The 16,709-nt window shown below is 71.5% G+C and carries 10 protein-coding genes and 1 pseudogene; 1 reads left to right on the forward strand and 10 read right to left on the reverse strand.

Translation table 11 applies throughout. The annotated features are described in order from the left end of the window. Nucleotides 1-281: 281 nt before the first annotated feature. From IF01_RS0135290 to eccD, 10 genes and pseudogenes are all read right to left on the reverse strand, one after another. Complete coding sequence (locus tag IF01_RS0135290) at nucleotides 282-1,967, reverse strand: ribonuclease J (protein ID WP_030397706.1); 1,686 nt, start codon at nucleotides 1,965-1,967, stop codon at nucleotides 282-284. A gap of 171 nt (nucleotides 1,968-2,138) precedes the next feature. Then, on the reverse strand, nucleotides 2,139-3,038 hold the full coding sequence (gene dapA, locus IF01_RS0135295) for a 4-hydroxy-tetrahydrodipicolinate synthase (protein WP_030397707.1): 900 nt from the start codon (nucleotides 3,036-3,038) through the stop codon (nucleotides 2,139-2,141). A 260-nt stretch (nucleotides 3,039-3,298) separates the two neighbouring features. Further along, a complete protein-coding gene (gene thyX / locus IF01_RS51640) occupies nucleotides 3,299-4,561 on the reverse strand; it encodes an FAD-dependent thymidylate synthase (RefSeq protein WP_233290508.1) in 1,263 nt (420 codons plus the stop codon). 96 nt (nucleotides 4,562-4,657) lie between these two features. Beyond that, nucleotides 4,658-4,939 (reverse strand): annotated as a pseudogene (locus IF01_RS50490) (FAD-dependent thymidylate synthase); the annotation flags it as partial. Next, nucleotides 4,936-5,439, reverse strand: a complete 504-nt coding sequence (locus tag IF01_RS0135305; protein ID WP_233290503.1) for a hypothetical protein — start codon at nucleotides 5,437-5,439, stop codon at nucleotides 4,936-4,938. The pseudogene IF01_RS50490 and the gene IF01_RS0135305, both read right to left, overlap by 4 nt. Nucleotides 5,440-5,446: 7 nt before the next feature. Next, nucleotides 5,447-6,193, reverse strand: coding sequence for a 4-hydroxy-tetrahydrodipicolinate reductase (gene dapB / locus IF01_RS0135310; protein WP_030397710.1), 747 nt, complete (start codon nucleotides 6,191-6,193; stop codon nucleotides 5,447-5,449). Nucleotides 6,194-6,207: 14 nt separating this feature from the next. Continuing rightward, nucleotides 6,208-7,596: a M16 family metallopeptidase gene (locus tag IF01_RS0135315; RefSeq protein WP_078880579.1), complete on the reverse strand. Its 1,389-nt coding sequence runs from the start codon at nucleotides 7,594-7,596 to the stop codon at nucleotides 6,208-6,210. Between the two features lie 69 nt (nucleotides 7,597-7,665). Continuing rightward, a complete protein-coding gene (locus IF01_RS0135320) occupies nucleotides 7,666-9,873 on the reverse strand; it encodes a polyribonucleotide nucleotidyltransferase (RefSeq protein ID WP_030397712.1) in 2,208 nt (735 codons plus the stop codon). A gap of 465 nt (nucleotides 9,874-10,338) precedes the next feature. Beyond that, nucleotides 10,339-10,629 (reverse strand): 30S ribosomal protein S15, encoded by a 291-nt coding sequence (rpsO, locus tag IF01_RS0135325; protein WP_030397713.1) that lies wholly within the window; start codon nucleotides 10,627-10,629, stop codon nucleotides 10,339-10,341. Between the two features lie 185 nt (nucleotides 10,630-10,814). Continuing rightward, complete coding sequence (eccD, locus tag IF01_RS0135330; RefSeq protein ID WP_030397714.1) at nucleotides 10,815-12,278, reverse strand: type VII secretion integral membrane protein EccD; 1,464 nt, start codon at nucleotides 12,276-12,278, stop codon at nucleotides 10,815-10,817. Between the two features lie 436 nt (nucleotides 12,279-12,714). Between eccD and IF01_RS0135335 the strand changes: the two genes are divergently transcribed. Next, nucleotides 12,715-16,665: a type VII secretion protein EccC gene (locus IF01_RS0135335; RefSeq protein ID WP_030397715.1), complete on the forward strand. Its 3,951-nt coding sequence runs from the start codon at nucleotides 12,715-12,717 to the stop codon at nucleotides 16,663-16,665. Nucleotides 16,666-16,709: the final 44 nt, after the last annotated feature.

Consider the following 16,709-nt stretch of genomic DNA (forward strand, 5'->3'; position numbering starts at 1 on the left):
TTGAGTTCTCAAGGAACGGACACTTCCTTCAGGCGGCTTTCACACCGGCCCTCCGGGCGCTTCGTTCTTTCGTGTTCCCAGCTTATCAGATGTTTTCCGCTCCGTTTTCCGGAGTTTCATTCATCGAATTTGCTTGGGCCTTTCGGCGCTCCCGAACTCTACCAGAGTTTTTCGGGCCGTTTTCCCGCTCCGTTCTCGAATTTCATTTCGAGGACTTCGACTGGGGGCCGTCCCGTGGGGCAACCCGGAGAACATTACGCACCGGGTTGCCCCACGTCAAATCACACCTCGACGACGACCGGCAGGATCATCGGGCGGCGGCGGTAGTTGTCCGCGACCCACTTGCCGAGGGTCCGGCGCACCAGCTGCTGGACCTGACGGATCTCCAGCACGCCGTCGCCCGCCGAGCGGTCGAGCGCCTCCTGGAGCTTGGCCGCCACCGGGACGAACGCGGCGTCGTCGATGCCGGAACCCCGGGCCTGGATGCTCGGGCCGCCGACGATCTTGCCGTTGGTGGAGTCCACCACGACGAAGCAGGAGATGAAGCCCTCCTCGCCGAGGATCCTGCGGTCCTTGAGCGAGGCCTCGGTGATGTCGCCGACCGAGGAGCCGTCCACGTAGACGTAGCCGGCCTGCACCTTGCCGACGATCCGGGCGACGCCCTTCTCCAGGTCGACGCAGACACCGTCCTCGGCGATGACGACCCGGTTGCGCGGGACGCCGGTGGCGATGCCGAGATCGGCGGCCGCCCGCAGGTGGCGCCACTCGCCGTGCACCGGCATGAGGTTGCGCGGCTTGCAGATGTTGAAGAAGTACAGCAGCTCGCCGGCCGAGGCGTGGCCCGAGACGTGCACCTTGGCGTTGCCCTTGTGGACGACCTTGGCGCCCCAGCGGGTCAGGCCGTTGATCACCCGGTAGACGGCGTTCTCGTTGCCGGGGATCAGCGAGGAGGCGAGGACGACGGTGTCGCCCTCGACGATGCGGATCTGGTGGTCGCGGTTGGCCATCCGGGACAGCGCGGCCATCGGCTCGCCCTGCGAACCGGTACAGATCAGCACGACCTCCTTGTCCGGCAGGTCGTCGAGCTGCTTGACGTCGACGACCATGTTGCCGGGCACCTTGAGGTAGCCGAGGTCGCGGGCGATGCCCATGTTGCGGACCATCGACCGGCCGACGAAGGCGACCTTGCGCTTGTACTCGTGCGCGGCGTCCAGCACCTGCTGGATGCGGTGCACGTGGCTGGCGAAGGAGGCCACGATGATGCGCTTGTCCGCGTTGGCGAAGACATTGCGCAGCGCCGCGGAGATGTCCCGCTCGGACGGGATGAAGCCGGGGACCTCGGCGTTGGTGGAGTCCACCAGCAGCAGGTCCATGCCCTCCTCCGCCAGCTTGGCGAAGGTCGGCAGGTCGGTCAGCCGGCCGTCGAGCGGCAGCTGGTCCATCTTGAAGTCACCGGTGGCGACGACCATGCCGGCGGGCGTGCGCACGGCGACGGCCAGCGCGTCCGGGATGGAGTGGTTGACCGCGATGAACTGGCAGTCGAAGGGGCCGATCCGCTCGCGGTCGCCCTCGGCGACCTCCAGCACGTACGGGCGGATGCGGTGCTCGGCGAGCTTGGCCTCGATCAGCGCCAGGGTGAGCTTCGACCCGATCAGCGGGATGTCCGGGTTCTCCCGGAGGAGGAACGGGACGGCGCCGATGTGGTCCTCGTGGCCGTGCGTGAGGACGATGCCGTCGATCTTGTCCAGACGGTCCCGGATGTAGGTGAAGTCCGGGAGGATCAGGTCGACGCCGGGCTGCTCGTCCTCGGGGAAGAGGACGCCGCAGTCGACGATGAGAATGCGGTCCCCGTATTCGAAGACCGTCATGTTGCGGCCGATCTCACCGAGACCGCCGAGCGGGGTGATGCGCAGGGCGCCCGCCTTGAGGGCCGGCGGCGCGCCGAGTTCGGGATGCGGGTGGCTCAAAAGACTCTCCTCACGACGCACGCCATATGTCCGGGGTCCTCCCCCGTGAGACATATGGCGTGCGTTCTCCGTGTCGGTTTTCCTACCAGGTCTGTGCTCTCGCGCCTTCGGTCCGGTCCAGCGGCGGGCCCGTGAGGGTCCGGCGAGCCGGGGCGCGCACGTCTTCGTCTGTTACAGGTCTACCCCGCCGTCGGCGAGATCCTTCTTCAGTTGCGCGATCTCCTCCGGAGTCGCGCCGATCAGGGGCAGTCGCAGCGGCCCGGCCGGCAGACCCTGGAGGTCCAGCGCGGCCTTGGTGAGAATGACGCCCTGGGTGCGGAAGATACCGGTGAACACCGGCAGCAGGCGCTGGTGGACCGCCGTGGCCTTGGCCACATCCCCGGCCAGGTGGGCCTCGACCATGGCCCGCAGCTCGCCGGCCACCACGTGCCCGACCACGCTCACCACACCCGCGGCCCCGACCGACAGCAGCGGCAGGTTGAGGATGTCGTCGCCGGAGTACCAGGCCAGTCCGGAGCGGGCGATCGCCCAGGACGCGGCACCCAGGTCGCCCTTGGCGTCCTTGTTGGCGACGATCCGCGGGTGCTCGCCCAGCCGGACCAGCGTCTCGTGGCTCAGCGCGACGCCGCTGCGGCCCGGGATGTCGTACAGCATGACAGGAAGTTCGGTGGCGTCGGCGATCCGCACCGTGTGCCGGTACAGGCCCTCCTGCGGGGGCTTGCTGTAGTACGGCGTGACCGACAGCAGGCCGTGCGCGCCGGCGGCCGCGGCCTGCCGGGCCAGCTCGACGCTGTGGTGCGTGTCGTTGGTGCCGACGCCGGCCACCACGTGGGCCCGGTCGCCGACGGCCTCCACCACGGCGCGGACGAGCTGGGCCTTCTCGGCGTCACTGGTGGTCGGGGACTCGCCGGTGGTGCCGTTGACGACGAGGCCGTCGTTGCCGGAGTCGACGAGGTGCGCGGCGAGGCGCTGGGCGCCGTCGAGGTCGAGGCCGCCGTCGGCGGTGAACGGTGTCACCATCGCGGTCAGGACCCGGCCGAAGGGCGTCTGGGGGGTGGAGGTCGGAGCCATGTGTCCAAAACTACTCGTAGGCGGTGGGGCGACACCCAGGCCGGTCCACGGTTCGGACGGCCGTGCCTGCGGAACGGTCCGGGATCGTCCCGGTACGGGCCCCGCGGAACCGGTTCCAGCAGCGGAAACATGGGATTCCGGTGCTGCGTGCTCGGGGGTTCAAGCAGCACCGGAATCCGTGTTCACGAGCGTAGGGAGAGGTCAGAAATGCCGCAATCCAGACATGCCCGGCACTCCCCCCGGATGCCCGTCGTCGCAGGTCAGGGCGCGACCCGGCCGTGCTTCTCGAAGGCCGCATGGGTGAGCGGCATGAGCTCCGCCCACTGCTCCTCCATCCGCTCGGCGACCATCTCGATCTCGCGCTGCGGGAACGACGGCACCGCCGCGTACTCCCGCTTGGTCCGCAGCGACAGGAAGTGCATCAGCGAGCGGGCGTTGCAGGTCGCGTACATCGAGGAGAACAGCCCGACCGGCAGCACCGCGCGGGCGACCTCCCGGGCCACTCCCGCCGCCAGCATCTCCTGGTAGCGCTCGTAGGCCTCGGTGTAGGCGGACTCCATCGCGGCCCCGACGGTCCGGTGCTGCTCCGGGCTCCCGTCGACGAACTCGTACCGGCCCGGCCTGCCCTGCTGGACCAGCTTGCGGTCCTCTGCGGGCAGGTAGAAGACCGGCTGCAGCTCGCGGTAGCGCCCGGACTCCTCGTTGTACGAGTTGTGGACGACGATGCCGCCGGCCAGGAAGTTGTGCCAAGGCCCCTCCACCGCCAGGTCGTACGTCATCTCCTCGCCGTCCTCGACGATCCCGGTGACCAGGTCGGCCTCGGCGAGGGCGACCTTGCCACCGCGCCTGGCCAGGGCCTGTTCGCCCGCGCTCTTGGCGGCGTGGCAGTCTCCGCAGGCAGGCGCCAGGTTCTTCTCGTCCAGTGCCTTGCCCAGGTCGAGGGCGACCGGTACGACGTGGTCCAGCTCCAGCGCCTCCCGGGGGAACACGCGGGAACACAGGTAGCACACGTCCTGCTCGTCGATGAGCCGGTTCCGCTGCATCGAGGTCCACACACCGATGCCCCGCCGAAGGCTCGGCGGGACCAGCGCCTCCGACGGACGTGCCGCGGTACCACCGGTCATCACCGAGTCACCGACCGCCAGCTCACCCGCCTTGCGCCAGCCGTCCGGAGTGAGGATCGCGTGGTCCTTGCTGCACCGCAGCTGCTTGCCGCTCGCGGTGGTCAGCCGGAGGAGCTGCTTGACACCCGACTCCATCACGTCGACGATCCGCGCGCGCCCGGCCAGGAGCGTGCGCTCGTCGAAGCAGCGGACGTGGTTTCGCCGGACCGACTCCAGCTTCCGGGTCCGCTTGCTCGGATTCAGGGCGCGGAACTCCGCGACGGCGGCCTCCGCCGCCTCGCGAGTGCCGTGCAGACCCAAGTGGTGGGTCTCGCCCTTCTGCTTGACCTGCGCCCGCCACTTCTCGGACTTCTTGTGCCAGGTCACGCCGCCCTTACCGGCTTCGATCCGGTCCTCCACGCCGACGTGCCACTGCTGGTACAGGTCGGCGATGGTCCGGCGCCTGAGCGACCCGTCCTTGCCCTGCAGCGTGATCTCGGTGTCCCCGGCGAGGCACCAGCCGCTGCGGTGGCGGTGGAACTCGCGGAAGACGAAGATCGGCGCGCTGATGAAGAAGGTCATCGAGTTGTGCTCGAACGGCGTGCCGTGCCGGTCGCGCATCAGGAAGTTGATCAGGCCCGCGGACTTGTCCGGGTCCTGCTGGAGGGCCTCCAGGGACTGCTCCCCCGCCGTCGAGACCCGGGCCGCCCAGATGACGTCCGAGTCGGCGGCGGCGGCGCGGACCAGGTCCGCGGTGATGTCGCTGCGGAACCGGGGGGCGGTGGTGTCCTCGCTCACGCGTTGCTCCTCGCGGGCTTGCCGATGGTGCTGCCGGCGCCGTCCGGGGTGGTGTCGGCGCCGGTGGCGCGGTGCAGCTTGATGGCGTGCTGCATGGTCCTGCGGGCGCGCGGTACGTCGCCGGCGTCGGCGTAGGCCACCGCGAGCCGGAAGAAGACCCGCCAGTCGCCCGGGGCGGCCTCGGCCTCGGCCTTGCGGCGCGCGAACACCGCGTCGGCCGAGGCGCGGTCGATCCGCCCGCCGTCGGTGCGCTCCAGCTCGTCGACCGGCAGACCGCCCTCGGCCTCCAGCTCGCGGGCGAGCCGCTCACTGTCCCGTCCGAAGCGGACCGTCTGGCGCAGGAACCATATGCCGATGACCGGGATGACGAAGGCACACAGGCCCAGGCCGATGCCCAGCGGCTTGCCGGTGGCGACCAGTTGGACGCCCTCGCCGACGCAGATCAGCGCGACCAGGGCCAGGACTCCGGAGAGGACGAAGAAGCCGGTACGGGAGGTCATGCCGCGCTCACAGGTCCAGGAAGTGTTCGAGGCCCAGGGTGAGCCCGGGCGTCTGCACGACCTTGCGCACACCGAGCAGGATGCCCGGCATGAAGCTGCTGTGGTGCAGCGAGTCGTGCCGGATGGTGAGGGTCTCGCCGTCGTCGCCGAACATCACCTGCTGGTGGGCGAGCAGACCGCGCAGCCGCACCGCGTGCACCGGCACCCCGTCGACGTCGGCGCCGCGGGCGCCGGGCAGGCCGTGGGTGGTCGGGTCCTGCTGCGGCGCGCGGCCGGCCTCCGCGCGGGCGGCGGCGATCAGCTGGGCGGTGCGGGTGGCGGTTCCGCTGGGGGCGTCCGCCTTGTGGTCGTGGTGCAGCTCGACGACCTCGACCGACTCGAAGTACTTCGCCGCGGCCTGCGCGAACTTCATGCCGAGCACGGCGCCGACGGAGAAGTTGGGCGCGATCAGCAGACCCAGTTCCGGCGCGGCGGCGAGCAGCCCCCGGACGGTGGCGAGGCGCTCCTCCGTCCAGCCGGTGGTGCCGGTGACCACGTGGATGCCGTGCGACAGGCAGTAGTCGAGGTTGCCCATCACCGAGTCGGGGTGGGTCAGTTCGACCGCGACCTGCACCCCGGCGTCGGTCAGCTCGGAGAGCTCCGAGCCCCGGCCGAGGGTGGCGACCAGTTCCAGGTCCGGGGCGGCCCCGACGGCCTTGACGGCCTCCGAGCCGATCCGGCCCCGGGCGCCGATCACAGCGACTCGCAGCGTCATGGTGAGTAGTCCCTTCAGGCCAGCAGGTCGGCCAGCTTGGCGGCCCGCTTGTCGTTGATCGGGCCGATCAGCGCGAGCGAGGGCCGGTACGCGCCCAGCACATCACGGGCGACCTCGTGCACGTCGTCCAGGGTCACTGCGGCTATCTTCGCCAGCATGTCGTCCACCGACAGGTGGTGGCCGTAGCTGAGTTCGGCCTTGCCGATCCGGTTCATCAGCGAGCCGGTGTCCTCCATGCCGAGCACGGTGGAGCCGGAGATCTGGCCGATCGCGCGCCGCAGCTCCTCCTCGGTGATGCCCTCGGCGACCACCTTGGCGAGCTCCTCGCGGCAGATCCGCAGCACCTCCTCGACCCGCTTGGGCTGGCAGCCGGCATAGATGCCGAACAGGCCGCTGTCCGCGTACGAGGAGGAGTAGGAGTACACCGAGTACGCCAGGCCGCGCTTCTCCCGGACCTCCTGGAACAGCCGCGAGCTCATGCCGCCGCCGAGGGCCGCGTTGAGCACGCCCATCGCCCAGCGGCGCTCGTCGTGCCGGGGCACCCCGGGCACGCCCAGCACCAGGTGGGCCTGCTCGGTGGAGCGGTTGAACACCTCGACCCGGCCGGCGGTGCGCAGCGCCTTGACGCCGCGGCGGGCCTCGGCGGGAGCGGCCTCGGACTTGGCGAGCAGCGGTGCGAAGGCCCGCTCGACCTGCCGGACGACCTTGCGGTGGTCGAGGTTGCCGGCCGCGGCGACGACGAGGTTCTCGGGCCGGTAGCGGCGGTGGAAGAAGTTCGCGATCTGGTCGCGGGTGAGCGACCTGACGGTCTCCTGGGTGCCGAGGATCGGGCGGCCGAGCGGGCCGTTGCCGAAGATCACCTTGGCGAAGAGGTCGTGGACGACGTCACCCGGGTCGTCCTCGGCCATCGCCATCTCCTCGAGGATGACGCCGCGTTCGGCCTCGACGTCCTCGGGGCGGATCAGCGAGCCGGTGAGCATGTCGCAGACCACGTCGATGGCGAGCGGCAGGTCGGTGTCGAGCACCCGCGCGTAGTAGCAGGTGTTCTCCTTGGCGGTGAAGGCGTTCATCTCGCCGCCGACCGCGTCCAGGGCGGCCGAGATGTCCAGCGCGCTGCGCCGCTCGGTGCCCTTGAAGAGCAGGTGCTCCAGGTAGTGCGTGGCGCCGTTGAGCTGGGGGGTCTCGTCGCGAGAACCGACCCCGACCCAGATGCCGAAGGTCGCGGAGCGCACCGTCGGCAGGGTCTCGGTGACGACGCGCAGGCCGCCGGGAAGGACGGTGCGGCGCACGATTCCGGCGCCGTCCGCGCCCTTCAGCAGGGTTCGGGTCGTGCCGGGGCGCTGCGTCGCCGCCGAGGCCAGAGCCACGGGGGTACCTCCGTAGAAAGCAATCCGTCGAAGCATGGGGGGACAACAGGGTGCGGCCCGCACGCCGCTGGGGGCGTGCGGGCCGCGGGATCAGCTAGCGGCGCTTCACTCGGAAGCGGCCTCGCCGTTCTCCTCGCCCTCGACGACCGGGATCAGCGAGAGCTTGCCGCGCGGGTCGATCTCGGCGATCTCGACCTGCACCTTGGCGCCGACGCCGAGGATGTCCTCGACGTTCTCCACGCGCTTGCCGCCGGCCAGCTTGCGGATCTGCGAGATGTGCAGCAGACCGTCCTTGCCCGGCATGAGCGAGACGAAGGCACCGAAGGTCGTGGTCTTGACCACGGTGCCCAGGTAGCGCTCGCCGACCTCCGGCATGGTCGGGTTGGCGATCTGGTTGATCGTGGTGCGGGCGGCCTCGGCGGCCGGGCCGTCGGCGGCACCGATGTAGATGGTGCCGTCGTCCTCGATCGTGATCTCGGCGCCGGTGTCCTCCTGGATCTGGTTGATCATCTTGCCCTTGGGGCCGATGACCTCACCGATCTTGTCCACCGGGATCTTGATGGTGATGATGCGCGGCGCGTTCGGCGACATCTCGTCCGGGGAGTCGATGGCCTCGTTCATCACGTCGAGGATGTGCAGACGGGCGTCGCGGGCCTGCTTCAGCGCGGCGGCGAGCACCGACGCCGGGATGCCGTTGAGCTTGGTGTCCAGCTGCAGCGCGGTGATGAAGTTGCGGGTACCGGCGACCTTGAAGTCCATGTCGCCGTACGCGTCCTCGGCACCGAGGATGTCGGTGAGGGTCACGTAGTGGGTCTCGCCGTCGATCTCCTGGGAGATCAGGCCCATGGCGATACCGGCGACGGCGGCCTTCAGCGGCACACCGGCGTTCAGCAGCGACATGGTCGAGGCGCAGACCGAGCCCATCGAGGTGGAGCCGTTGGAGCTCAGCGCCTCGGAGACCTGGCGGATGGCGTACGGGAAGTCCTCGCGGGACGGCAGCACCGGCAGGATGGCCCGCTCGGCGAGCGCGCCGTGGCCGATCTCGCGGCGCTTCGGCGAACCGACGCGGCCGGTCTCGCCGACCGAGTACGGCGGGAAGTTGTAGTTGTGCATGTAGCGGCGACGCGTCTCCGGGGAGAGCGTGTCGAGCTGCTGCTCCATGCGGAGCATGTTCAGCGTGGTGACGCCCAGGATCTGGGTCTCGCCGCGCTCGAACAGGGCCGAGCCGTGCACGCGCGGGATGGCCTCGACCTCGGCGGCCAGGGTGCGGATGTCGGTGACACCGCGGCCGTCGATGCGGACCTTGTCCTTGATGACGCGCTCGCGGACGGTCTTCTTGGTCAGCGCGTTGTAGGCGGCGCTGATCTCCTTCTCGCGGCCCTCGAACTCGGGCAGCAGCTTCTCGGCGGCGAGCGCCTTGACGCGGTCCAGCTCGTTGTTGCGCTCCTGCTTGCCCGCGATGGTGAGGGCCTGCGCCAGCTCGTCCTTGACGGCGGCGGTCAGCGCGGCGAGCACGTCGTCCTGGTAGTCCAGGAAGACCGGGAACTCGCCGGTCGGCTTCGCGGCCTGGGCGGCCAGCTGGGCCTGGGCGGCGCAGAGGACCTTGATGAACGGCTTGGCGGCGTCCAGACCGGCGGCGACGATCTCCTCGGTCGGCGCCTCGGCGCCGCCCTCGACCAGCTTGATGGTCTTGTCGGTGGCCTCGGCCTCGACCATCATGATCGCGACGTCGCCGTCCGGCAGGGTGCGGCCGGCCACGACCATGTCGAAGACGGCCGACTCCAGCTCGCTGTGGGTCGGGAAGGCCACCCACTGGCCGTTGATCAGCGCGACGCGGACACCACCGATCGGGCCGGAGAACGGCAGGCCCGCCAGCTGGGTGGAGGCGGAGGCGGCGTTGATGGCCACCACGTCGTACAGGTGGTCCGGGTTGAGCGCCATCACGGTGACGACGACCTGGATCTCGTTGCGCAGGCCCTTGACGAAGGACGGGCGCAGCGGGCGGTCGATCAGGCGGCAGGTGAGGATCGCGTCCTCGGAGGGCCGGCCCTCGCGACGGAAGAACGAGCCGGGGATCCGGCCCGCGGCGTACATCCGCTCCTCGACGTCCACGGTCAGCGGGAAGAAGTCGAAGTGCTCCTTCGGCTGCTTGGACGCGCTGGTGGCCGACAGCACCATGGTGTCGTCGTCCAGGTAGGCCACGGCGGAGCCGGCGGCCTGACGGGCCAGACGGCCGGTCTCGAAGCGGATGGTACGGGTGCCGAAGGAACCGTTGTCGATCACGGCCTCGGCGTAGAACACGTTCTCTTCCACCTGGAAGATCTCCTCTTTCGTACGTCTCCGGGAGAGCGTCCCCGCGTAATCGCCTGCGTGCTGACCCTGGACGGTCCGGGCCGGTCTTCGATCGAAGCCTCCGGCGGTCCCCGCTTCGGTCTGCGGGGCCTCCGGCGGCCACTACCGAGGACCGGCGCCTCTCGGCCGGCCGGGTATCGGACGGGCGGTCCGCGTCTGGACGCTCTCTCGGATGCGGGCGGCTTCCGTTTGAAGCCTTCGTCCCGCGGGGGGTTCGGGTCCTGCTGCCCGGTGGCGCGCTTTCGGCGCCATCACCCGGCATGCCCACAACCCTACGGTGCAATCCTCGGCCACCTGGGGAGGTGCGCGCGAGTTGTTATCCCCGGCCGGTGGGCGCGGGCGCCGTGGTGGACGCCCGGCTCACCGGTCGCGGCATACGCGCGAGGGGCGGCTCCCCGGTGTGGGGAGCCGCCCCGAGCGGCGTTCTCAGCGGGCGCCGCCGGCGGCACCGCGGCGGATGCCCAGGCGGTCGACGAGCGTACGGAAACGCTCGATGTCCTTCTTGGCCAGGTACTGCAGCAGACGGCGACGCTGGCCGACCAGGATCAGCAGGCCACGACGCGAGTGGTGGTCGTGCTTGTGGGCCTTGAGGTGCTCGGTCAGGTCCGAGATGCGGCGCGAGAGCATGGCGACCTGGACCTCGGGGGAGCCGGTGTCGCCCTCCTTCTGGCCGAACTCGGCGAAAATCTGCTTCTTGACGTCAGAGGCGAGAGCCACTGCAACTCCTTCGAGGTGATACCGAGCGTTCCTGGTCTACGGCACAGGACTCTGCGAGAACTCGGTGTCGTGTACGGGCGCGGCCGACGGGCATCGTCCCACCCGGGGACGGACACACGGCTGCGCTCGGAGGCCAAGCGTACCAGTGCCGCCGACGCCGACGGTCGGCGGCCCCGGTGCGCGGATCAGCCGGTGGCGCCGCGGACCAGCCGGTAGACGTCGAGGACGGCGAGCACCAGCGGGACCAGCGACATCAGGGTGAGGCTGTCGACCAGGTCCAGGATGCGCCCCCAGAAGGGGGAGACGCCGAGCCGCGGCACCACCAGGGCGATCGCGGTGAGCACGGCGGCGCCGAAGGCGATCGAGGCGGTCAGCCAGACGGTGCGCAGATCGGCGTCGGTGGAGCCGAGGCCGACCCGCAGCACGAACTGCGGGGTGTGCAGGGAGAGCCCGACGATCAGCAGCGACAGGCCGAGCAGCCCGGCGACGGTGAGCGCGAGGACCTGGGCGCTGTAGCGGAACAGCCGGGCCCGGAGCATGGCGGCCAGTCCGAGGACGAGGGCCAGCAGCTCGGGGAAGGTCCGGTCGGTGAAGCCGAGCACCGCGCAGGAGCCGACGACCACCGCGGCGCAGCCGCCGACCAGGCCGACCAGTACCTCGTGGCCGCGGCGGGCCTGGTGGGCGATCCGCTCGTACTGGACCAGTTCGGCGCGGGCGGCGTCCTCGTCGTGGTCGCGGCCCCGGGCGCGGGTCTGGCCGGGGGCGCTGTAGCCGACCGGCAGCCGGGCGAAGCGGGCGGACAGGCCGGGCAGGAAGCCGATCACGGCGACGGCGGCGACGCCGGTGACGGCCGCGATGTGGTGGGCCGGGGTGCCGGGCAGCAGGACGGCGGCGAAGGTGGCGAGCGCGCCGGCCGCGGCCAGGAAGGCGGCGGCCACGAACAGCGAGTCCTTCTCGGGCAGCAGGCCGACCAGCAGGACGGCGACCACCAGGACGGTGACGCAGCCGGTCAGGAACTGGAGCCGGCCGGGGCCGTCCAGCGGGCCGCCGGTGGGCGCGAGGATGCCGCTGCCGGCGATCAGGGCGTGCGGCAGGGCGCCGAGGCCGAGCGCGAGGCCGGCCCAGGCGTCCCGGTAGACCCGGGCGCGGACGCCGGCGAGGGCGGTGAGCACCACCGCGACGACGCCGGAGAGCACGCCGGGCAGGCCGTGCATGTCGTGGCGCAGGTCGGCGAACCAGAGCGCGAAGCCGAGCAGGGTGAGCAGCACGCCGGCGCCGACGAGGCCGAAGGCGCGCATCAGCTCGGGGCTCCAGAACCGGCGGTCGGTCTCGCCGGCGGTGGCGATCGCGTCGGCGACGTCGTCGTAGACGGCGGGCGGCAGCGACTCGGCGAAGGGGCGCAGGTTGAGCAGGTCGCCGTCGCGCACCTGCTGGGCGGCGAGCGAGCGGCCGCCGTCGAGCACGGTGCCGTCGCGGCGGACCAGGTGGAAGCCGGTGGGGACGCCGTCGGGCTGGGTCTGGCCGGACAGCCGCAGTACCTCGGGGTACACGTCCGCGAGCGGGACGTCCTCGGGCAGGGCGACGTCGATCCGGCTGTCCGGCGCGACGACGGTGACCCGGCAGAAACCGGTGGTCGCGGGCGTCGTCATGCCCGCACCTCGTTCGCTCGACGCACTGGGCGCTCCCCCTTGATGACGGTGTTCGGTGACGGGTGCTCGGCGCCGGTGCGCGGTGCCGCCGCCCCCACGGTGCCGGCGCGGCACCGGTGGCCGGCCGGTCCGGCCCTCGCGCGGGCGCCGGCCGGGCGGAACCGGCCGGGCGCGGCCACGAGTTGGCGCGGCGTTACCCTACCCGCTCGGTTCGTGCCCGGCCCCGTGGAGGGCGGGCGGGGCCGCGGGGGCGGGTCCCAGTAGGATCGGCCCCTGCGCAGGGCGGCGGGGGCGGCGCGCTCCTCCCCGGATGCCTGCGGTCGGCGGAGCGGGGGCGGCGTCACACGGGGCGTCCTCACCCGTACGGATCCTGTTGCGTGAGGGCTGATGCCGTAGTGGTCTTGCGAAGCGTTCGTGGTCGGGGGATGGGACGCGTATGGGCGTGATCATGGTCAAGCGGCCGCCCCGGGCCTATCCCCCGGCGGTGCCGGACGAGCCGGTGGAGCTGGTGGCCCCACCCGAGCTGCCCCGTTCGGGCGGTGAGGACTGGGTGATGAGCATCCTGCCGATGCTCGGCATGGGCGGTTCGGCGGTGTTCTTCTTCGCCCCCGGCGCCCAGGCCCCGATGAAGATCATGGGCGGTCTGATGATCGTCTCGACGGTCGGCATGGCGCTCGCCCAGATCGTCCGCGCCCGCAAGGGCGGCTCCACGGCCACCGCGGACGAGCGGCGCGACTACCTCAAGTACCTCCAGCAGATGCGCCGCCAGGTACGCCGGACCGCCGAGCGCCAGCGCGGCGCGCAGCTGTTCCTGAACCCCGAGCCGGACCAGCTGTGGTCGATCGTCGCCGACGGCCGGCGGCTGTGGGAGCGGCGGGGCGGCGACGCGGACTTCGCGCAGATCAGGGTCGGCCGCGGACCGGTCCAGCTGTCCACACCGCTGGTCGCGCCGCAGACCGCGCCGATGGACGAGCTGGAGCCGCTCTCGGCGGCCGCGATGCAGACCTTCCTGAACGCCCACGGCACCCTGCAGGACCTGCCGTTGGCGATCTCGCTGCGCGCCTTCTACCACATCACGGTCTGCGGCGACCCGGACACCGTGTACGGGAACGTCCGGGCGATGATCGCCCAGCTGACCACCCTGCACTCGCCGGACGACCTGCTGATCACGGTCGCGGCGGCGCCCGGCGCGGTGGACGAGTGGGAGTGGACCAAGTGGCTCCCGCACAACCAGCACCGCAAGGAGAACGACGGCGCCGGCTCCCGCCGGCTGATCGCCACCGGGCTCGGCGACCTGGAGCTGCTGCTCCAGGACGAGCTGGCCGGCCGGCAGCGGTTCGTCCGGGACGCCGCCCCGGCCGCCGACCAGCCGCACATCGTGGTCGTCATGGACGGCGCCTCGGTGCCGCACGACTCGCTGCTGGCCGGGGCCGAGGGCGTGCACGGGGTGACCATCGTCGAGGTCGTCCCGGGCGACCTGGACGAGCCGAGCGGGCACCTGATCGTCACCGTCTCGCCGGACGCGCTGGTGCTGCGCTCCGCCTCGGGCGCCACCTACACCGGCAAGCCGGACACCCTCGGCGCCTGGCAGTCCGAGGCGCTGGCCCGGCAGCTGGCGCCGTACCGGGCCTCGGCCGGCGGCGACGACGAGCCGCTGCTGTCCAACCTGGACTTCACCGATCTGATGAACTCCGGCGACCCGGGGTCCTTCGACGTGACCCGCAGCTGGCGGCAGCGGGCGCAGCACGAGCGGCTGCGGGTGCCGATCGGCGTCGGGGCCGGCGGCGAGCACGTGTACCTGGACCTCAAGGAGGCCGCGCTGGAGGGCATGGGCCCGCACGGCCTGTGCGTCGGCGCGACCGGTTCCGGCAAGTCGGAGCTGCTGCGCACCCTGGTGCTGGCGCTGGCGATGACGCACTCCTCGGAGACGCTGAACTTCGTGCTCGCCGACTTCAAGGGCGGCGCGACCTTCGCGGGCATGGCGGACATGCCGCACACCTCGGCGGTGATCACCAACCTGGAGGGCCAGCTCACCCTGGTCGACCGGATGCGGGACGCCATCGAGGGCGAGCTCAACCGGCGCCAGGAGCTGCTGCACCGGGCGGGCAACTACGCGAACATCCACGAGTACGAGCGGGCCCGGGCGGCCGGCGCGGCGCTGGACCCGCTGCCCTCACTGGTGCTGATCATCGACGAGTTCTCCGAACTCCTCACCGCCAAGCCCGACTTCATCGACATGTTCATCCAGATCGGCCGGATCGGCCGGTCCCTCGGGGTGCATCTGCTGCTGGCCTCGCAGCGCCTGGAGGAGGGCAAGCTGCGCGGCCTGGACACCTATCTCTCCTACCGGATCGGTCTGCGCACCTTCTCGGCGGCCGAGTCGCGGGCGGCGATCGGCGTCCCGGACGCCTACCACCTGCCGCCGGTGCCGGGTGTCGGCTACCTGAAGTTCGGCACCGATGTGATGGAGCGGTTCAAGGCCGCCTACGTCTCCGGGGCCTACCGGGCGCCGGGGCAGCAGCGGTCGACCGGCGGCCGGCTGGTGTCCGCGCGGCCGGTGCGGTTCACCGCGGCCGAGGTGCCGGTGACCGAGCCGCTGGTGCAGGAGGAGGTCGAGCCGCTGGTCGAGGAGCAGGACGACGCCCTGGCGGACACCGTGCTGGACGTGTTCGTGCAGCGGATGGCGGGCCAGGGCCCGGCCGCGCACCAGGTGTGGCTGCCGCCGCTGGACGCGCCCCCGAGCGTGGACCAGTTGCTGCCGCCGCTGCAGGCGACCGCCGAGCGCGGGCTGACCGCGCCGCAGTCGGGCACGCTGGGCCGGCTGCGGGTGCCGGTCGGCATCGTCGACAAGCCGCGCGACCAGAAGCGCGACATCCTCGAGCAGGACTACGCGGGCGCGGCCGGCCACGGCCTGGTGGTCGGCGGCCCGCGCTCGGGCAAGTCGACCATGATCCGCACCACGGTGGCCGCGTTCGCGCTCACCCACACGCCGCTGGAGACGCAGTTCTACCTGCTGGACTTCGGCGGCGGCGGCTTCCAGTCGCTCCAGGACCTGCCGCACGTCGGCGGGGTGGCCGGGCGGCTGGACGCGGAGAAGGTGCGCCGGATGGTCTCCGAGGTGCACGGGGTGCTCAACCGGCGCGAGGAGCTCTTCCGCAGCACCGGGATCGACTCCATCGGCACCTACCGGGCCCGCCGGGCCGCCGGCGCGCTGCCGGACGAGCGGTTCGGCGACGTCTTCCTGGTGGTCGACGGCTGGAACACCTTCAAGCAGGAGTTCGAGGCGCTGGAGCCGGTCATCGGCGACATCGCCCAGCGCGGCCTCGGCTACGGCGTGCACCTGATCGTCACCGCGACCCGTTACGCCGAGGTCCGCCCGGCGCTCAAGGACCTGCTGCAGAACCGGAGCGAGCTGAAGCTCGGCGACGCGATGGAGTCCGAGGTGGACCGCCGGGTGGCGCAGGCCGTGCCGGCCGCGCCGGGCCGGGGCGTCACCGCGGACCGGCTGCACTTCCTCACCGGTCTGCCCCGGCTGGACGGCTCCGGCTCGGTGGAGGACCTGCAGAACGGGGTGGCCGGGCTGGTGCAGGCGGTCGCCGGGGCCTGGACCGGTCCGCGCGCGCCGCAGGTGCGGATGCTGCCGACGGTGCTGGACGGGCAGTCGCTGCCGAAGGGCTTCGAGCACCCGGAGCGGGGCGTCGCCTTCGGCGTGGACGAGGCGGAGCTGGCACCGGCCTTCGTCAACTTCGAGACCGACCCGCTGTTCATCGTGTTCGGCGACACCGAGTCCGGGAAGTCCGCGCTGCTGCGGATGCTGGTCAAGCAGATCACCGAGCGGTACACCCCGGACCAGGCCGGGATCGTGGTCGGCGACTACCGGCGCGCGCTGCTCGGCGTCGTCCCGCCGGAGTACCTGGTCGAGTACGCCGCCGCGCAGCCGGCCATGAGCTCCGTGGTCGAGATGCTGCGCGGGGCCTGCTCGCGCCGACTGCCCGGTCCGGACGTGACCGCGGAGCAGCTGCGCAACCGCAGCTGGTACAGCGGCAAGGACATGTTCGTGGTGGTGGACGACTACGAGCTGGTGGCGACCTCCTCGGGCAACCCGCTGGCCGCGCTGGCCGAGTTCCTGCCGTTCGCGCGCGACATCGGGCTGCGGGTGATCGTCGCGCGCAGCGCCGGCGGCGCCGGGCGCTCGCTGTACGAGCCGTTCATGCAGCGGATGCGGGAGCTGGGCGGCCAGGGCGTCCTGCTGTCCGGCAACCGGGACGAGGGTCCGCTGCTGGGCAACGTCAAGCCGCAGGCGCTGCCGCCGGGCCGGGGCGTGTTCGTCTCGCGCCGGGTGACCAGCGGGCAGATGGTGCAGACGGGCTGGCTGCCGGCGCCGTAGCGGCGGAGGGCCGGTCGTCACGGAGCGTGTGGGAAGGGGTCGGA

The sequence above is a fragment of the Kitasatospora purpeofusca genome (assembly GCF_000718025.1).
Lineage (GTDB): Bacteria > Actinomycetota > Actinomycetes > Streptomycetales > Streptomycetaceae > Kitasatospora > Kitasatospora purpeofusca.